Here is a 16827-nt window from a genome sequence, read left to right as displayed (position 1 = left end):
GTTATAAAAATTTGTTTTTTGGTTTATACTTCCTCCGGCGGCGGACAGGCATTGCCGATGTAAACCATCGTCAGCAGGCTGAAAACCAAGGCCTGAACACCACCAGAGAATACATCAAAATAAAGGCTGAGGATGCCGGGAATACCGACTTCCAGATACGGCACGCCGGTCAAGCTTAAAATGCCCAGCAGGCCGGTCACGGAAAACACGATGCCAAAAATATTTTTGGCCATCTTTTGGTTTTTGATGCCCAGCACCAGCAAAATGATGCCCAGCACCAGCACCACAGCACCGGCGATAAAGCTTTTGCCCACCAGCCCCAGCACCATGGCCGAGCAGGCCGCCAGCGCGGAGTAGAGCAGACTTGTCAGCACGCCGCCGCCGGCAATGTTGCCAAAGTGACGGAACGCCATCGAAACGGGCTGTGCGATCTCGGAGATAATATTCATCGGGGTCATGACAGCGACGGGCTCGGTAAAGCCTTTCAGCCAGCCAAGGAAGCCATTCTGCTTGATGGAGCAGCCCCAGCAAATCACGCTGGTCATCAGCGCCCAGGTGACGGTGGTGGAAAGATCCGCCGTGGCCGAGCGCAGGATGCCGGTCATACCGATGAGTGTACCAAACAGCGACGACAGGAACAGCGCGCCGATATAGGGCGTCCAGTAAGCGTTGTGCTTGCCCATGGTGTCCTCGACCATGCCGTAGAGCATGGAAACACCTTTTTCCACTAACACCTGGCGGCGGCCGGGCCGCTTTTGCAGGTTGCGCCCCAGTACAATGCCTGCGATGCAAAGGATCAGCATAACCACAAACGAGGATGCCGCGGTCTGCGTGATGGGGATGCCGCCCAGGATCGGAATCGTAAAGTAGATCTTAGGGCCATTCATGGTGCAGTATCACCGCCTTTTTTATCATTCCGGAAAAATTCCAGTACTTTGATCGCCACCTGCGCGAACAAAAGCGGCAGCAAGGCGGCGACAGGGTCACAAACTTTAGCACGGAAAAGTACAATATAAATCAGCGCTAGCACCAGCGGGCGCACCACGCTGGATGTCTGGATCTCCAGCTGCGCTTTCTGCGGGCTGCCGCCGTTGGCGGCACGGTCCAACGCATTGGAAACGGTAATGCTCAAAGATAAAAAGTTGCCTACGGCTAAGATCCAGCCGAAAACGGCCCCCAGCAGGACCAGGCGGTCCAACCGACCCAGCAGCGCGTACACTGCCAGCATAACAGCAATGCAGACCAGCAAGGCGACGGCTAATCCGCCCACCTGCCGCAGTACATCGCGATTTTTCTGCATGGTAGGGATCACCTCGCAATAGTAAATTTAATGGTTATTAAAGGAAATAGGCGGTGGGGTGCGGGGCGTATCCTCTTTTCCCTCACGGTCGATGCTTTTTAAGTTGCTGCGCAGGCTGCCTACCGAGCCGGCCAGTCCCAACAGCAGACCGACCAGCACGACCCAGCCGCCCAGTGCAAATTCGTTCTTGAGCCAGACGGCCCCCAGCAAAAACAACACGGGCGGCAACGCCACAGAAAGCCCGAACTGCGTCAGCCAGACGAGGTGCCGGGTGATCTGGTACAGGTTTTTCATAGCAACCCCCCGTCGTATGCCTTATAATGCCCTTAGTATACACCCAAAAAGTTTATTTTTCAACAGTTATTTTTCACTTGTATGATGCAAAATTGTACGCTTTACTCATTTTGGCCGATTTTTGTACAAAACATGCAAAAAGCGCATAACAAGTTATGCAACCTGTTATGCGCCTGCAATTTATTGCAGTGGTTCGTCGTTTGTCTGCGGCAGATGGATGATGCCCAGTTGTAAAAACACCGGGTAAAGGTAGCTGGCCCCGTAGCAGCCGATCTTCTTGGGGCCGGTGATTGCCTCCCCGGCAGCCTCCCGCGCCTTGATGCGGGCCAGGGCATTGGCAACGGTTGAAATGGTGATGGACTTGTTTTTGCGGTTCACAAACAGCTCCCTGCCGTGGATCAGGTAGTGGAACGGCAGACCTTTGGCGGTGTAAAAGGTCTCCCCTTCGTGGGCTTGCAGCATGGCCCAGACTTCCTGCGGCGTTGGCATGGTATCATCCCCTTTTATAGAAGGATAGCACAGCCTTCGACACGATGCAACAGAAACAGACAAGAAAACCGCCCCTTATCCGCAAAGATAAAGGACGGTTGCTATAAGGTTATTTCTTTTCGCCGAAGCGGTACTCGGTACCGTTTTTCAGGCGTTCGATGTTGGAGCGATGCAGCCAGATGACCATGGCGGCCATGATGGCGCAGCATACGGTGCTGAACACGATGGTAGGCAGGTTCGCACCGCAGGCAATCAGGTTAATGAGGGTGCCTACGGGATACAAAGCGGCAATGATGATGCTGCCCAGGGATACGATGCGGGTGATGGCAACTTCGATCAGGAAGATGACCAGCAACATGGCACAAACCAGCGGCTCAGTAGCCAAAGCTGCACCGGCACCAACCAGCACGCCCTTGCCGCCCTTGAAGCCGAAGAAGATCGGGCGGCTGTGGCCGATCATGCAGAAGATGGCGGCCAGATACGCACCACAGACAGGGTCCAGCGGGTTCTGCCAGGCAGCGCCTGTGCCGGAAAGCAGGGCATCGAAAATGAAGCGGCCCAGGTTGACGGCGGCCACGCTTTTGCCAACGTCGCCAATGGTGGTAAACACGGCGGGCAGTTTGCCGTAGGTTCGCAGCACGTTGGTCATGCCAGCGTTACCGCTGCCATGGTCGCGCACGTCGTCATTGTACATGACCTTGGAGATCAGCACGCCGAACAGGATGCTGCCCAAGAGATACCCGCCCAGTGCGGTCAGCACGCAGGCCAGAATAATATTTGGCAGCATAATTTACACCTTTCCGGCCTTGGCAGAACCGTCGCCGTGCTCACGGGTAATCATGCGGATGGGCGTGCCGGTCAGGCCAAAGGTCTCACGGATCTGATTTTCCAGATAACGCTGGTACGAGAAATGGAACAGCGCTTTCTGGTTGACGAAGCAGACGAACGTCGGCGGGCGGGTGGAGATCTGGGTGATATAGAACACCTTCAGTCGCTTGCCCTTGTCAGACGGCGGCTGGACCTTGGCGGTGGCACGGGCCAGCATCTCGTTCAAGGCGCCGGTGGGCACGCGGGTGCCGTTCTGGATGTCCACAAAATGGATGGTCTCAAACAGCTTGTCCACGCGCTGACCGGTCTTGGCACTGATGAACACGATGGGCGCATAGGACATGAAGCTGAAATCCTCTTCCAGCTTTTTGCGCATGGTATCCATGGTGTAGCTGTCCTTCTCGACAGCATCCCACTTGTTGACGGCGATGATGCAGGCCTTGCCCTGCTCGTGGGCGTAACCGGCGACCTTGGAGTCCTGCTCGGTAAAGCCGACAGTGGCGTCGATCATGATGACGCAGACGCGGCTGCGCTCAACGGCGGCCAGGCTGCGCAGGACGCTGTAGCGCTCAACGCCGCTTTCCACCTTGCCCTTTTTGCGCAGGCCGGCGGTATCGGTAAAGACGAACTTGCCATACTTGTTCTCTACCATCGTGTCGATGGCGTCGCGGGTGGTGCCGGCCTCGTTGGCCACGATCAGGCGGTTCTCGCCCAGGATGTGGTTGATGAGGCTGGATTTGCCCACATTGGGGCGGCCGATGACAGCAACGGTGATGCGGTCGTCGGCATCCTCAGGTTCTTCCTCAAAGTTGAGATGAGCGCAGACGGCGTCCAGCAGGTCGCCGGTGCCGTGGCCATGCACGCCGGAAACGGGGATCAGCTCGCCCAGGCCGAGGCTGTAGAAATCGTACAGCTCCATAGGCGGCTCACCGACCTTGTCGCACTTGTTGACAGCCAGCACTACGGGCTTGCCGCTGCGCATCAGCATGCTGGCGACGTCCTGGTCCTGCGGGGTCACGCCAGCAGAAAGCTCGGTGACCATGACGATGCAATCGGCGGAATCGATGGCCAGCTGGGCCTGCTCACGCATGTGGGCCAGCAGGCCATCGTCGATGCGGGGCTCGATACCGCCGGTATCCACCAGCAGGAACTTGTGACCGCTCCATTCGCAGTCACAGAAAATACGGTCGCGGGTAACGCCGGGGGTGTCTTCGACAATAGCGAGACGCTGGCCGGTCAGCTTATTGAAAATTGTGGATTTGCCCACGTTGGGGCGGCCCACAATGGCTACGATCGGTTTTGCCATATCAGCTTTCCTCCCTCTTCTCTTTCTTCATAAGTTTGATCTTGCGCTTGTGTGAGCTTAAATACGCGCGGCAGCACCCGGCACCGTCGGTGGGGATGCATATGGCGCGGCAGCCCAGGGCTTCGCCCAGCTGCGACAGTGTAATATCATCGAGAAAACGATCTTTTTCATCCCGCAGCATTACTTCCGGCACGGCAATCGTATCGCTTTGCAGGTTGTCTTTGCACTGCTTGATGATGTCGGTGCCGGTAACAAGGCCCGCCACGCTGACATTGCCGCCGAAGTAATCGTTGCGGATGGCATGCACAGCAATCTTCACCTGTGGGTAACGCTGCATCAGTGTGTTGGCGCAATCTTCGATCAGCGGGGCGGCCAGCGTGCCGGTAACAACGTCCAGGCTGTGGGGCAGCACCAGGCCGCGGTAGTTTTCCAGTTCCTCTAAAAAAGTATCATGGTATTGCCGCCACATGCCCACGCCGTCCTCCAACTGGGCAAATTCGTCGTAGAATTCCGCTGCGGGAATCTCCCGCTCGGCGGTCAGGTACCATTCGTCGCTGGGGTAGATGACGCTGCGGCCGTACTCGGCGCGGCACTTCATGCTGAACTCTTCCAGAATGTCCAGCGTGGCAGCGGCGCTTTCCTTATCATAAGGCGTAAGCTTGTACAGTTTGTCGCGGTAGTCAGTGACGCCGGCGGGCACAGCGGCGATACTGCCCACCTGGGGGCGCAGCGCCAGCAGGTCGGTCAATGTGCGGCGCAGCTCGTCGCCATCGTTGATGCCGCGGCAGAGAACCAGCTGACAATTCAGCTCGATGCCGCCGGTAGCCAGCTTGGGCAGGTATTTTAATACCTCGCCGCCGCGTTTGTTGGCCAGCATCCGCACCCGCAGCTCCGGGTTGGTGGTGTGTACCGAGACGAAGATCGGGCTGATGTGCATCTGGATGATGCGGTCGATCTCGTGGTCCGTCAGGTTGGTCAGCGTAATATAGTTGCCAAACAGGAAGGACAGGCGCTCGTCGTCATCCTTAAAATACAGCGGGGCGCGCATGCCGGGCGGCAGCTGGTCGATGAAGCAGAACATGCAATGGTTGGAGCAGCTGTGCTTTTCATCGCCTAGATAGGTCTTGAAGTTGCAGCCTAAGGGTTCATACTCCCCTTTTTGCACCTGGATGGTACGGTGCTGCTCGTTCTCGCATACATCCAGCGAGAATACGGCCGGGGTGGTGTAGAACTGATAGTCCAGCGCATCGTTCAGGGGGTGGCCGTCAACGGCCAGCAATGCACAGCCTAAGGATAGCCCTAACTTTTGCGCGGGTGATCCCTCGTCGATCTTGGTTACATACAAAGGCATGCGGCAGGCCCCCTTTCGTTAAAAATAACACAACAATAAAAAATGGGGAAGGCATCGCCCTCCCCACGCAAGAGACTTACGCCTCTTTCTTGATGACTTCCTGGCCTTTGTAGTAGCCACACTTGCCGCAAACCTTATGGGGAACCTTCAGTTCGCCACACTGCGGGCACTTCACCAGCGTCGGCGCCTCCAGTTTCCAGACATTAGAACGACGTTTGTCGCGGCGAGCTTGAGAATGCTTTCTCTTAGGTACGATAGCCATAATCGGACACCTCCTTGGTGAAATTCAACTGAGTAGTTGTTTTAGTATGCTAAGCCGGGCATCTACGGGCGCAGCGTCGGCTGCGGGCTTGCAGGTACAACCTGCGGCCTTCTTTTTGCCGCAAATGGGGCATAGACCTTGACAATCAGCACTGCACAGCAGCACTGCCGGAACCTCGAAGATCAGCTCTTGATAGACCAGCTCATCGAGGTCAATGCAGCCTTGTTCGTTGCAGGGCAGTTCAAAATCCGGGTCTTCTAAATCCCTTGGCAGGATCAGGTAGTCGCGCTCAAAGCAGTAATCTTGAGTGAGTGGTTCAAGACAGCGGGCGCACTCGGCATGAATCTGTGCCTTTACACACAATAGCAACGCCGCGCCATCATCGGTGGGCGTTGCCGTAAAGTCACATTCAGCCGGGGCAGCCAGCGTATAGCCGCCAAAATCGGACTGCGTGAGGTCTGCCTGAAAATGTGCCTCGTAAGGTTTTCGGGCACCCTCTAGAAAAGCTCGAAGATCAAATTGCATAGTACACCTCAAAAGGTTGCTTAAATAGTATACACAAGTACAAGGGGCTTGTCAACAGCTAAAACACAAAAAAATGTGATTTTTTGTGTTTTTACCAAAAAATCAGGGCGGGAAGACTTCCCCGCCCTGAAAAGTTCTTTAGTAAGTTGCGCCTATCAGATCACGTACTTCTTCAGATCTTCCGGCAGATCGGCAGCGTCAGCAGAAACGGTGACGACGACCTCGATGTTGGGGGTGATCTTGTTGATAGCTTCCAGCACCTTGGCGGCGGCGGCCATGTCGTGGTCGATGATGCGCAGGATGCCGTCGATGAACAGCTCGGTGATGTCGTAGTTACCAGCCAGGACGCCAGCCACGAAGCCGTACAGCATGTCAGCGCCGACAACGCCGTACTCATCTACGTCAACCAAGCGGGCTGCGTGGTTGATCTCGGTGGTGAGCTTCATGCACTTCTCGATGACAACGATATTGCCGGAAGTGGTTTTGGTAGCTTTGTCGATCATGTCGATCATGGTTTTGGTCTTGCCGGAGCCCTTGGTTCCAACGATCAGTTTCAGCATAGGGGTTACCTCCTTGTATTCGTGAGACGCCATATCCCAGGCGTGTATTCCATTAGTCTTTCAGGCTGGCTTCCAGTTCGGCCTTGCGGTCCTCGTAACCGGGCTTGCCCAGCAGGGCGAACATGTTCTTCTTGTAGCTCTCGACGCCGGGCTGGTCAAAGGGGTTGACGCTCAGCAGATAGCCGGAGACAGCGCAGGCACGCCAGAAGAAGTAGATCAGCTCACCGACGTCATGGGCAGACAGGCTGTCCACTTCGATCAGGCCCAGGGGCACGCCGCCGTCGGTATGGGCGAGGATGGTACCCTCCATAGCCTTGCGGTTGACAACGCTCATGTTCTGGTTGGCCAGGAAGTTCAGACCGTCGAAGTTGCCCTCCAGCTCTTCAATAAAGAAGTCCTCACGGGTGTGCTTGACGTCGACATAGGTCTCGAACATGATACGGCTGCCGTCCTGCAGGAACTGACCCATGGAGTGCAGGTCGGTGGAGAAGATGCAGGAAGTGGGCATCAGGCCCTTCTGGTCTTTGCCCTCGCTCTCGCCGAACAGCTGCTTGTACCACTCGTTCATCATGGTGAAGTCCGGCTCAAAGCAGGCCAGGGTCTCCACACTCTTGCCCTTGCGGTACAGGATGTTGCGGGTCATGGCGTAACGGTAAGCGTCGTTGTCGATGCTGCACTGGCCGAACTTCTTCAGGCCGTCAGCAGCGCCCTGCATCAGCTCGTCAATATCAATGCCGGCGCAGGCGATGGGCAGCAGGCCAACAGCGGTCAGGACAGAGTAGCGGCCGCCGACGTCATCGGGAACGACGAAGGTGGGCCAGCCCTGCTCAGTAGCCAGCTGCTTGAGGGTGCCTTTGGCACGGTCGGTCGTGGCGTAGATGCGCTTGTTGGCTTCCTCAACACCAACGGAATCCTCCAGCAGCTTGCGCAGGACGCGGAAAGCCAGCGCGGTCTCGGTAGTCGTACCGGACTTGGAGATGACATTGATGGAAAAACGCTTGCCCTTGGTGAGCTTGATGATGTCGTTCAGGGCGGTGGGCGAGATCGTGTTGCCGCAGAAGTAGATCTTCGGGCCGTCGGAAGTCTCGTTGTGGTACAGGCCCTTGACGGCCTCCACTACAGCACGGGCACCCAGATAAGAACCGCCGATACCAGCGACGAGCAGCACATCGGAATCCGAACGGATCTTCTGTGCGGCCTCTTTGATGCGGGCGAACTCTTCCTTGTCATAAGTAACAGGCAGGTCAAGCCAACCCAAGAAGTCATTGCCGAAACCAGTCTTGGTCTCCAGCTGCTTATGGGCTAACTCGACCTGCGGGTAGATCGCCTCATATTCTTCAGGACGGATGAATTTTGCAAGATGCTTGCCATTAAATGCAACAGCCATCTTTTACTCCTCCTTTGTTTATTTTTATACACCCATGATACCGTTTCAAGTCGGTATTGTCAAGCAAAAACTGGTGCTTTTTTATGACTTTTTCATTTATTTTGCACAAAATCTCCCTGGTAAAGCAGTAAACTGTCGACTAGTCGTCCGAAACAATAGCGGAAGCTCAATGCGTCCACGTCCTGTGCGGCGCTGATGGGGAAACTGGCCAGCACTTCCCCGCCGCTGCTCAGCTGCACGGTGCCTAAGTGTGCGCCCTGGGCCACGGGCGCGGCCAGCTTCCGGGGCAGCTCGATGGTTGAAGTCAGGGGCTCAGCGGCATTTTTTGGCATCAAAAAGCGCGTCGGCGTGCTGTAGATAAGCTCGACTTTGTCTGCGGTGCCGTGGCTGACAGAGATGGCTTCCGGTGCATCGACAGACATCTGCGGGGTGACGTTCTCATAATTGGCAAAGCCGTAGTCCAGCAAGGCTGTGGCGGCGGCAAAACGCTCTTTGCCGGAATCCGCCCCCAGCACCACGGCAATCAGCCGCAGGTCGTTTCGCTCGGCACTGGCGGAGATGCAGACGCCCGCCCGGCTGGTGGTGCCGGTCTTCAGCCCCGTGATGCCATTGTAAGTCTTGAGCAGCTTGTTGGTGTTGATTAACTGGGTCGCGCCGTCCCGCAGAGAGTCCATCCAGATGGAGCAGTAGTTGCGGACCTCGGCATGGTGCAGCAAAATTTCCCGGCTCATCATAGCTACATCGCGGGCGGTGGAAAGGTGTCCCTCGGCGTCCAGGCCGCAGGCGTTCTCAAAGTGGGTGTTGGTCAGGCCCAGCTCAGCAGCGCGGGCGTTCATCTGCTGCACAAAGGCGGGTTCGCTGCCGCCCACAAATTCGGCCACCGCCACAGCGGCATCGTTGGCACTGGAAATGCAGATGGCTTTCAGCATGTCGTCCAGCGTCATCTGCTCGCCCGGCTCCAGCCAGATCTGGCTGCCGCCCATGTGATAGGCATGCTCACTGACAGGCACAGTGTCGCTTAAACTGATGCGCCCGGCGGACAGCGCTTCAAAGGTGAGTAGCAGCGTCATTACTTTTGTAATAGAGGCGATGGGCCGCTGCTGGTCGGCGTTTTTCTCGTACAGCACAGTGCCGGAATCCTCGTCAATGAGGATTGCCGCAGCGCAGGGCACATCCAGCGTGTCGGTGCCGGCCGGGGTGATGTGCGGGAGCGCATCGGCGGCGGCCGCATAGCTGCGCAGCATGGTAAGCAGCGCCAACAGCAGGCACAGAACCAGAGTAAAGGCAGGTTTTTTCATGGCAGCAACACCCCCGCGGCAGTTCGTTTACCAGATGCTTATGCGGCGGCGAGCGGTTTTAGTATTGCGCTTTAGCGGCTTTTCCTTTATAATAAAAGAATTATCACAGGAAAACGAGGAACACAGAAACTATGCGGGTTACTTTTTATACTTTGGGCTGCAAGGTGAACCAGAATGAGACCGGCGCCCTGGCACAGCTGTTTGAGGAAAACGGCTATACGGTCGTCTCCAACGAGGAACCGGCCGACGTGTACGTTGTCAACAGCTGCACCGTGACTAATTTCGGCGACCAGAAAAGCCGCAAATGGCTGCGCCGTGCCAAGCGCGAGAATCCCGGTGCCGTTACGGTGCTGACGGGCTGCTACCCGCAGGCCTTCCCCGAGGAAGCCGCTGAGATCAAGGAAGCCGACGTGGTGACCGGCTCCGGCAACCGCCATGCCATTTTGGCCGATGTGACCCGCGTGCTGAACGGCGAGGACGAGCGGGTGGTGGACATCCGCCCCCACCGGAAGGGCGAAAAGTTTGAAGAACTGCCCATGGATAAGTTCGCCGAACACACCCGCGCCTTTGTCAAGGTCGAGGATGGCTGCAACCGCCAGTGCGCCTACTGCGTCATCCCACGTGCCCGCGGCCCGGTGCGCAGCCGCGACGAAGAAAGCATCCTGGAGGAACTGCGCCGCCTGGCTGCTGCCGGGTATAAAGAGGTGGTGCTGACGGCCATCAGCCTGCCCAGCTACGGCACCGACAGCGGCACCAGCCTGGTGGAGCTGATCGAGAAAGCCGCCGAGGTCGAAGGCATCGAGCGCATCCGCCTGGGCAGCCTTGACCCTGATATGCTGCACGACGAGGTCATCACCCGAATGGCGGCGGTGAAGAAACTTTGTCCGCAGTTCCATTTGAGCCTGCAGAGCGGCTGCGACAAGACCCTGCGTGCTATGCGCCGCCCCTATACCACCGCCCAGTTTGCCGATATTGCTGCCAAGCTGCGGGCGGCGTTCGGCGCGGAAAACGTCAGCTTTACCACTGATGTGATCGTGGGCTTCCCCGGCGAGACTGAGGAGGACTTTGAAGCCAGCATGGCCTTTGTTACCGGCCAGCGCTTTTTAAAGGTGCATGTTTTCCCCTACTCCCGCCGCGAGGGTACTCCGGCTTACGACTTCCCCGGCCAGCTGCCGGAACACGAAAAAGAGGACCGCAGCCGCCGCATGACCGCCGCTGTGGAGAAAGTGCGTGCCGCCGAGGTGGCCGCCATGCAGGGGCACACCGCCAGTGTGCTGCTGGAAACGCCGCTGTCCGCTACCCTGTTTACCGGCTACACCAAACAGTATCTGCCGGTGCTGGTCAGCGCACCGGGCCACAAGGCCGGTGACATTGTAAACGTAATGCTGGGAGCCTGGGACGGCCGCCGCTGCAGGGCTGAAATTGTGGGAAAATAAACACGGCGCACGGATTTTGCAGCGTAATGGGATTGAATTTATGAATTTTGCGGGAAATTTGGAATTTCCCGCTTTTTTGTTGCCTGACCTCTTGCCAAATCGGCTGGTTTTTGGTAAAATTTTAACAGGAGCGGCTGCGCCCGCTCAAGAAGGGTGTTTCCCCTGTAACCGTGAGCAGAAAACAGGTGGAAGTCCCCTTTCGCTATGGAGCATTGAACGGAGCAAAAAAGGAGCAATCAAACTATGAGAGGCATTTACACCCCCGTAACGGATATCCGTCGCAAGGTGTTCACCGAAGTGGCCCGTATGGCTTACAACGCCAACGAGCTGTCTGACTATGCGCAGCTGATGCGTGAGCTGCCCTTTAAGATCATCCCCGGCGAGGAAAAATCGCTGCGCAGCAGCATCTTCCTGGAGAGAGCCATCGTGTCCGAGCGTATCCGTCTGGCCATGGGCTTCTCCCTGCGCCCGCTGGATGAGAGCGTGCCCGCCACCGAAGGCCTGGAGCACGGCATCATCGCGGACAAGTACTATGAGCCGCCGCTGATCAACGTCATCAAGTTCGCCTGCAATGGCTGCCCCGAGAAGGTCATCAAGGTCACCGAGATGTGCCAGGGCTGCCTTGCCCACCCCTGCCAGGAAGTCTGCCCCAAACACGCCATCAGCTTCCGCAACGGCAAAAGCCACATCGACCAGAGCCTGTGTGTGAAGTGCGGCCGCTGCGTCAACAGCTGCCCCTACAGCGCCATCGTCAAGACCGAGCGTCCCTGTGCTGCTGCCTGCGGTATGGGTGCCATCCACTCGGATGAGCACGGTCGTGCCGAGATCGATTACGATAAGTGCGTATCCTGCGGCATGTGCCTGGTCAACTGCCCCTTCGGCGCCATCGTCGATAAGGGCCAGATCTTCCAGCTGATCCAGTCCATCAAGCGCGGCGACGAAGTTATCGCTATCGTGGCCCCCGCTTTCATCAACCAGTTCCCCGGCATGACCCCCTCCAAGCTGAAGGAAGCCATGCGCCAGCTGGGCTTTGCTGATGTGGCAGAGGTCGCCATCGGTGCTGACCTGTGCACCATCGATGAGGCTAAGGACTTCATGGAAGAAGTTCCCGCCAAGATCCCCTTCATGGGCACCTCCTGCTGCCCGGCCTGGAGCGTAATGGCCAAGAAGCTGTTCCCCCAGCAGGCCGAGTGCATCAGCATGGCTATGACCCCGATGGTCCTGACCGCCCGCCTGCTGAAGAAGGAGAAGCCCGAGGCCCGTATCTGCTTCGTCGGCCCCTGCGCCGCCAAGAAGCTGGAGGCCAGCCGCCGCTCCGTCCGCAGTGAGGTCGACTTCGTGCTGACCTTCGAGGAACTGATGGGCCTGTTCGAGGCTAAGGAAGTGGACTTCGCTTCCCTGCCTAACAACCCCGAGGATGCCTTCAACAACGCCAGTGCCGATGCCCGCGGCTTTGCTGCTTCCGGCGGTGTAGCCCAGGCTGTTGTCAATGCCATCAAGAAGATGGACCCGGACCGTGAGGTCAAGGTAATGAGCGCCCAAGGCTTGGCCGACTGCAAGAAGATGATGATGATGGCTAAGGCTGGCAAGTACAACGGCTACCTGCTGGAAGGCATGGCCTGCCCCGGCGGCTGCATTGCCGGTGCCGGTACGCTGGCTGACCCCGCCAAGAGTGCCATGATGCTGAACAAGTACAAGAACGAGGCCGCCATGAAGGTGGCTACCGAGACGCCGTATCAGGATTCTCTGGACCTGCTGAAGTACTAAGATGCAATAACAAAATCCCCGCACATGATTTGAAGTGACCCCAAAAAGTTAGACAATATTCTGAAGTAAAAATTGTTCAAGCAGCCGAAAGGGCTTGCTGTCTGTGAATTGCAGGCGGCAAGCCCTTTAGCTTTGCCTTGATCCTGCGGTTGTTGTAGTAATCTAGATATTCGATCAGTTCCAGTTTGAAGTGTTCCATGGAGCGGAACTCCTGCAAATACAGCAGCTCACTTTTGAGCAGCCCGAAGAAATTCTCTATCACAGCATTGTCCAGACAGTTTCCCTTGCGGCTCATGCTCTGGCGAACACCTTTCTCTCGGAGCATCCGTTGATACTGTTTATGTTGGTACTGCCAGCCCTGGTCAGAATGGAGAATCAGGTTTGTTTCGGCCGGGATCTTTGCAAACGCCTCGTCCAGCATGGTGGTTACCATGCTGAGTGCAGGACGATCCGATATGGTGTAACTGACCAGATCGCTGCTGCACAGATCAAGGATGGGAGAGAGATAGAGCTTCTCTCCAAACAAACTGAACTCTGTCACATCGGTGACCCACTTCTGGTTCGGCTTTTCGGCGTGGAAGTCCCGGTTTAACAGATTTGGCGCAATTTTGCTCACTTCTCCCTTATAAGAGCGGTACTTCTTCATCCTGACACGGCAAACTAAGCCCAACTCTTTCATAAGCCGCTGGACAGTCTTGTGGTTCAGGAGGAAATTGCGCTTGCGAAGTTCTGCCGTGATCCGGCGATAGCCGTACCGGCCCCTGTTTTCGTGGTAAATCGTTGTGATTTCTTCCTTAACAGATGCATATTTGTCTTCTTTCTGCATCTGCTTCAAATGATAGTAGAAAGTTGCACGGGGTATTTGAGCGATTGAGAGCAGAATACTGAGTGCGTGTTTTTGCCTTAGCTTCTGAACTACCAGCGTTTTTTGTGCTGGCGTCGCTCGTCTTCCAAAACCAAGGCTTGCAAATTTTTTAGGTAGGCATTCTCCGCACGCAGTCGCTGCACTTCGGCCAACAGATCTTCTTCCGCCTCTTTTGGCAGCTTCTTTGGCCGACCAGTGCTGCCGCGGCCCCGTCGCTCAACCGACAAGCCTTCCGGCCCTTCTTCCAAATAAATGCGTTCCCAACGCTCTATAATTTTATGGTCGTTAATTCCAAATTCCTGCATTGCTGCATAGATACTCAGATGTTCTTTTTTCATGGTTTCTACAACCATTTTCTTGAACTCCGGCGTATATCGTTTGTTTGGTACTCCTTTTGGTATAGCAAAACACCCCACTTGTTAGATAGTATATCATACTGTCTAACAAGTGGGGCGCTGTTCAATTTCTCGTGTGCGGGGATTTTTGTGTAATGGCAGGTTTATTTGTGGTACTTCATACCGGCGTTGATGGTGCAGGCGCGGTAGAGTTGTTCGGTCAGCACCAGGCGGGCCAGCTGGTGGGGCAGTGTGATGCGTCCCATGCTGATGCGGGCCTGTGCGGCTTTTTTAACGCGGTCGTCCAGCCCGTGGGAGGAACCGATGACAAAGGCGATATCCCCGGCTCCGCTGCCGGCACGCTCCGCCAGCAGGGCGGCCAGATCTTCGCTGGAGATCTGCTTGCCCTCGACACAAAGTGCGACGAGATACGCGCCCTTGCGCACTGAGGCTAAGATGGCGTCGGCCTCTTTCTGCAGGGCTTTAGCGATCTGCCTGTCGCTGGCGTTTTTGTCGGCGATGGAGGCTTCTGGCAGTTCGATGATGCGGAAGTTGCAGAAGCCGCCCAGACGTTTCTGGTACTCGGCCACACCGGAGGCAAAATAAGAAGCATTCATCTTGCCGATACAAATTAAATCAATGTTCTGCATGCGGGCGTCCCCTTAAACTTAAAACTCGATGTACGGGCTGATGTCATTGCGCTCCTGCGCCTGGATCAGCACATCACGCCCCGGCTGGATACCGGCGGCCAGCAGCACATTGTACACGGTGGTCAGCGCCAGCTCCGGCGAATTGTTGGTCTGGCTCAAATGGCACAGCGCAAACTTTTTGCAGCCCTCCTGAATGAGGTCCAGAATCTCGGCAGCGCAGGCCCTGTTGTCCAGATGGCCGCGGTCGCTGGCGATGCGCTGCTTTAAGTAGTAGGGATACGGCCCGCCGTGCAGGCTGAAAGCGTCGTAGTTGGCCTCCAGTGCGACGAGGTCGCAGCCCAGCAGGCTGTCCTGCACCACGGGGGTCAGGATGCCAAGGTCGGTGGCAAGGGCCATGCGGCGGCCATCCGGGGTCTCGATGCGGTAGCCGCAGCAAGGCACGTCGTGGCTGGTAGGAAAAGAGCTGACCTTGAACGGACCAATATCAAACGGGTTTCCCCCATCCATGGCGGTGGTCTCCACAGCCGGTGGCAGCGTCCCGCGGGAATCCAGTGCGTCCAGTGTGTCGGCACTGCTGTATACGGGGATGGGATATTTTTTTAAAAAGGTATCCAGCCCGGCTACATGATCGGAGTGTTCGTGGGTAACTAAGATACCGGCACAATCGCTGATGGCCAGGTCCAGGCGGCGCAGCGCGGTCAGAGTGGTGCGGCAGCTTTTGCCCATGTCCACCAGCAGGTATTGGTTCCCCTCCCGGACCAGGCCGCAGTTGCCTGATGAGCCGGAATACAGGGTGGTAAATAAAGCCATGTTCTTTCCTCGTATTCAGTCCAGAAAAAATGGGCCGCACAAGCGACCCATAAAGAATGTACAGTTACATTGCCCGCGAAATGCTGCTGGCGGGGATCTCCACGCGGCGGATGTCAGCGCCGAGAAGCTGCAGCTTTTCAACGATGTTCTCGTAGCCGCGCTCAATGTGGATGGTCTCGTCAATCTCGCTGACACCATTAGCAGCCAGTGCGGCGACTACCATCGCAGCACCGGCACGCAGGTCGGTGGCACGCAACGGCGCAGGGCGCAGCTCCTTGATGCCCTCGATGACGGCGACCTGGCCGTCCACCTGGATGTTAGCACCCATGTGAATCAGTTCGTCCACATAACGGAAGCGATTCTCCCAGATGCCCTCAGTCACGATGGAGGTACCATCGGCCAAGGTGAGCAGCGCGGTCATCAGCGGCTGCATGTCGGTCGGGAAACCGGGATGCGGCATCGTCTTGACTTTCAGCGGATGCAGCGGGCCGGTGCGGGTGATGCGCAGTGCGTCGTCGTATTCTTGGATCGTGCAGCCAGCCGCGCGCAGCTTGGCAGTAATCGGCTCCAGATGCTTCGGGATGACGTTATGCAGCGTTACATCGCCCTTGGTGATGGCGGCGGCTACCATGTAGCTGCCTGCCTCGATCTGGTCCGGAATGATGGAATAGTTGCAGCCGTGCATCTTTTTGACGCCATGAATTTTGATAACGTCGGTACCGGCACCATGCACGTCAGCGCCCATCATGTTCAAGAAGTTGGCAAGGTCCACAATGTGCGGCTCACGAGCTACGTTTTCCAGAATGGTCGTGCCCTCTGCCAGCACGGCAGCCAGCATGGCGTTCATGGTAGCACCGACGGACACTGTGTCAAAGAACACATGCCCGCCCACCAGGTGGTCGGCCTTGACATGGATCTGACCGTACTCCACCGAGTCCTCAGCGCCAAAGGCGGTGAAAGCCTTCAAATGCTGGTCGATGGGACGGGGGCCGAGGTTGCAGCCGCCGGGCATAGCGACCTGGCCTGCACCAAAACGGCCCAGCAGCGCACCCAGGAAGTAGTAGCTGGCCCGCATCTGGCGGGACAACTCGTTCGACACTTCGGTGCAATCAATGTGGGTGGTATCAATTTCATAGGTGCTGCGGCTGACCATGCGGATACTGGCACCCAGCTCGCTTAAAATTTGCAGCGAGGCCATAACATCGCTGATACAGGGCAGGTTTTCAATCAGACATTTATCGGCAGCCAGAATGGTAGCCGGCAAAATGGCAACGGCAGCATTTTTGGCACCGCCGATGTTGACATCGCCATGCAGCGGGGTTCCCCCGCGTATCACGAATTTTTCCAAGTGTAGCTCTCCTTTG

20 protein-coding genes are annotated in these 16827 nt (G+C 56.7%); 3 read left to right on the top strand and 17 right to left on the bottom strand.

Annotated elements, in window-relative coordinates:
• Positions 1 to 23: 23 nt before the first annotated feature.
• The 12 genes from OGM81_12490 to OGM81_12435 form a co-directional block, all read right to left on the bottom strand.
• A complete protein-coding gene (locus tag OGM81_12490; GenBank protein UYJ43134.1) occupies positions 24 to 887 on the bottom strand; it encodes a F0F1 ATP synthase subunit A in 864 nt (287 codons plus the stop codon).
• Positions 884 to 1300, bottom strand: a complete 417-nt coding sequence (locus OGM81_12485; protein ID UYJ43133.1) for a hypothetical protein — start codon at positions 1298 to 1300, stop codon at positions 884 to 886. Before OGM81_12485 ends, OGM81_12490 begins: the two co-directional genes overlap by 4 nt.
• A gap of 27 nt (positions 1301 to 1327) precedes the next feature.
• Positions 1328 to 1594 (bottom strand): hypothetical protein, encoded by a 267-nt coding sequence (locus OGM81_12480; GenBank protein ID UYJ43132.1) that lies wholly within the window; start codon positions 1592 to 1594, stop codon positions 1328 to 1330.
• A 180-nt stretch (positions 1595 to 1774) separates the two neighbouring features.
• Positions 1775 to 2083: a hypothetical protein gene (locus OGM81_12475; GenBank protein UYJ43131.1), complete on the bottom strand. Its 309-nt coding sequence runs from the start codon at positions 2081 to 2083 to the stop codon at positions 1775 to 1777.
• 109 nt (positions 2084 to 2192) lie between these two features.
• Positions 2193 to 2870 (bottom strand): glycerol-3-phosphate 1-O-acyltransferase PlsY, encoded by a 678-nt coding sequence (plsY, locus tag OGM81_12470; GenBank protein UYJ43130.1) that lies wholly within the window; start codon positions 2868 to 2870, stop codon positions 2193 to 2195.
• Positions 2871 to 2873: 3 nt separating this feature from the next.
• On the bottom strand, positions 2874 to 4217 hold the full coding sequence (der, locus tag OGM81_12465) for a ribosome biogenesis GTPase Der (GenBank protein UYJ43129.1): 1344 nt from the start codon (positions 4215 to 4217) through the stop codon (positions 2874 to 2876).
• Between the two features lies 1 nt (position 4218).
• Positions 4219 to 5568, bottom strand: coding sequence for a DUF512 domain-containing protein (locus OGM81_12460; GenBank protein UYJ43128.1), 1350 nt, complete (start codon positions 5566 to 5568; stop codon positions 4219 to 4221).
• Positions 5569 to 5644: 76 nt separating this feature from the next.
• Positions 5645 to 5830, bottom strand: coding sequence for a 50S ribosomal protein L32 (gene rpmF / locus OGM81_12455; protein ID UYJ43127.1), 186 nt, complete (start codon positions 5828 to 5830; stop codon positions 5645 to 5647).
• Positions 5831 to 5854: 24 nt separating this feature from the next.
• A complete protein-coding gene (locus tag OGM81_12450; GenBank protein UYJ43126.1) occupies positions 5855 to 6355 on the bottom strand; it encodes a YceD family protein in 501 nt (166 codons plus the stop codon).
• A gap of 155 nt (positions 6356 to 6510) precedes the next feature.
• On the bottom strand, positions 6511 to 6915 hold the full coding sequence (locus tag OGM81_12445; protein ID UYJ43125.1) for a type IV pilus twitching motility protein PilT: 405 nt from the start codon (positions 6913 to 6915) through the stop codon (positions 6511 to 6513).
• 52 nt (positions 6916 to 6967) lie between these two features.
• Entirely contained in the window at positions 6968 to 8302 is a 1335-nt protein-coding gene (locus tag OGM81_12440) for a glucose-6-phosphate isomerase (protein UYJ43124.1), read from the bottom strand.
• A 92-nt stretch (positions 8303 to 8394) separates the two neighbouring features.
• Entirely contained in the window at positions 8395 to 9600 is a 1206-nt protein-coding gene (locus tag OGM81_12435) for a D-alanyl-D-alanine carboxypeptidase (protein UYJ43123.1), read from the bottom strand.
• Between the two features lie 131 nt (positions 9601 to 9731).
• Here OGM81_12435 and mtaB point away from each other — a divergent pair, with 131 nt between their 5' ends.
• From mtaB to OGM81_12420, 3 genes are read left to right on the top strand one after another with little or no spacing between them, the layout of a single operon-like run.
• A complete protein-coding gene (gene mtaB / locus OGM81_12430) occupies positions 9732 to 11036 on the top strand; it encodes a tRNA (N(6)-L-threonylcarbamoyladenosine(37)-C(2))-methylthiotransferase MtaB (protein ID UYJ43122.1) in 1305 nt (434 codons plus the stop codon).
• Positions 11023 to 11283, top strand: a complete 261-nt coding sequence (locus OGM81_12425; protein UYJ43121.1) for a hypothetical protein — start codon at positions 11023 to 11025, stop codon at positions 11281 to 11283. The genes mtaB and OGM81_12425 overlap by 14 nt, the downstream gene beginning before the upstream one ends.
• Entirely contained in the window at positions 11280 to 12803 is a 1524-nt protein-coding gene (locus OGM81_12420; protein UYJ43120.1) for a 4Fe-4S dicluster domain-containing protein, read from the top strand. Before OGM81_12425 ends, OGM81_12420 begins: the two co-directional genes overlap by 4 nt.
• 76 nt (positions 12804 to 12879) lie before the next feature.
• Here OGM81_12420 and OGM81_12415 read toward each other — a convergent pair whose 3' ends face one another.
• From OGM81_12415 to OGM81_12395, 5 genes are all read right to left on the bottom strand, one after another.
• Complete coding sequence (locus tag OGM81_12415; protein UYJ45009.1) at positions 12880 to 13725, bottom strand: IS3 family transposase; 846 nt, start codon at positions 13723 to 13725, stop codon at positions 12880 to 12882.
• Positions 13719 to 14021 (bottom strand): helix-turn-helix domain-containing protein, encoded by a 303-nt coding sequence (locus OGM81_12410; protein UYJ43119.1) that lies wholly within the window; start codon positions 14019 to 14021, stop codon positions 13719 to 13721. The genes OGM81_12415 and OGM81_12410 overlap by 7 nt, the downstream gene beginning before the upstream one ends.
• Positions 14022 to 14167: 146 nt before the next feature.
• On the bottom strand, positions 14168 to 14653 hold the full coding sequence (locus OGM81_12405) for a 23S rRNA (pseudouridine(1915)-N(3))-methyltransferase RlmH (protein ID UYJ43118.1): 486 nt from the start codon (positions 14651 to 14653) through the stop codon (positions 14168 to 14170).
• Positions 14654 to 14671: 18 nt separating this feature from the next.
• A complete protein-coding gene (locus tag OGM81_12400; GenBank protein UYJ43117.1) occupies positions 14672 to 15463 on the bottom strand; it encodes an MBL fold metallo-hydrolase in 792 nt (263 codons plus the stop codon).
• A gap of 64 nt (positions 15464 to 15527) precedes the next feature.
• Positions 15528 to 16811, bottom strand: a complete 1284-nt coding sequence (locus tag OGM81_12395) for a UDP-N-acetylglucosamine 1-carboxyvinyltransferase (GenBank protein ID UYJ43116.1) — start codon at positions 16809 to 16811, stop codon at positions 15528 to 15530.
• Positions 16812 to 16827: the final 16 nt, after the last annotated feature.

The sequence above is a fragment of the Oscillospiraceae bacterium genome (genome assembly GCA_025758045.1).
Taxonomy (GTDB): domain Bacteria; phylum Bacillota; class Clostridia; order Oscillospirales; family Ruminococcaceae; genus Gemmiger.
The sequence above is the reverse complement of the archived record's forward strand: the minus strand, read 5'-3'. Positions and strand labels throughout refer to the sequence as shown.

Bases quoted from the DNA above. Each gene is read 5' to 3' on its own strand.
- OGM81_12490 (UYJ43134.1), bottom strand. From the start codon at position 887: ATGAATGGCCCTAAGATCTACTTTACGATTCCGATCCTGGGCGGCATC.
- OGM81_12485 (UYJ43133.1), bottom strand. From the start codon at position 1,300: ATGCAGAAAAATCGCGATGTACTGCGGCAGGTGGGCGGATTAGCCGTC.
- OGM81_12445 (UYJ43125.1), bottom strand. From the start codon at position 6,915: ATGCTGAAACTGATCGTTGGAACCAAGGGCTCCGGCAAGACCAAAACC.
- OGM81_12420 (UYJ43120.1), top strand. From the start codon at position 11,280: ATGAGAGGCATTTACACCCCCGTAACGGATATCCGTCGCAAGGTGTTC.
- plsY (UYJ43130.1), bottom strand. From the start codon at position 2,870: ATGCTGCCAAATATTATTCTGGCCTGCGTGCTGACCGCACTGGGCGGG.
- OGM81_12410 (UYJ43119.1), bottom strand. From the start codon at position 14,021: ATGGTTGTAGAAACCATGAAAAAAGAACATCTGAGTATCTATGCAGCA.
- rpmF (UYJ43127.1), bottom strand. From the start codon at position 5,830: ATGGCTATCGTACCTAAGAGAAAGCATTCTCAAGCTCGCCGCGACAAA.
- der (UYJ43129.1), bottom strand. From the start codon at position 4,217: ATGGCAAAACCGATCGTAGCCATTGTGGGCCGCCCCAACGTGGGCAAA.
- OGM81_12450 (UYJ43126.1), bottom strand. From the start codon at position 6,355: ATGCAATTTGATCTTCGAGCTTTTCTAGAGGGTGCCCGAAAACCTTAC.
- OGM81_12435 (UYJ43123.1), bottom strand. From the start codon at position 9,600: ATGAAAAAACCTGCCTTTACTCTGGTTCTGTGCCTGCTGTTGGCGCTG.
- OGM81_12475 (UYJ43131.1), bottom strand. From the start codon at position 2,083: ATGCCAACGCCGCAGGAAGTCTGGGCCATGCTGCAAGCCCACGAAGGG.
- OGM81_12460 (UYJ43128.1), bottom strand. From the start codon at position 5,568: ATGCCTTTGTATGTAACCAAGATCGACGAGGGATCACCCGCGCAAAAG.
- OGM81_12400 (UYJ43117.1), bottom strand. From the start codon at position 15,463: ATGGCTTTATTTACCACCCTGTATTCCGGCTCATCAGGCAACTGCGGC.
- mtaB (UYJ43122.1), top strand. From the start codon at position 9,732: ATGCGGGTTACTTTTTATACTTTGGGCTGCAAGGTGAACCAGAATGAG.
- OGM81_12440 (UYJ43124.1), bottom strand. From the start codon at position 8,302: ATGGCTGTTGCATTTAATGGCAAGCATCTTGCAAAATTCATCCGTCCT.
- OGM81_12480 (UYJ43132.1), bottom strand. From the start codon at position 1,594: ATGAAAAACCTGTACCAGATCACCCGGCACCTCGTCTGGCTGACGCAG.
- OGM81_12405 (UYJ43118.1), bottom strand. From the start codon at position 14,653: ATGCAGAACATTGATTTAATTTGTATCGGCAAGATGAATGCTTCTTAT.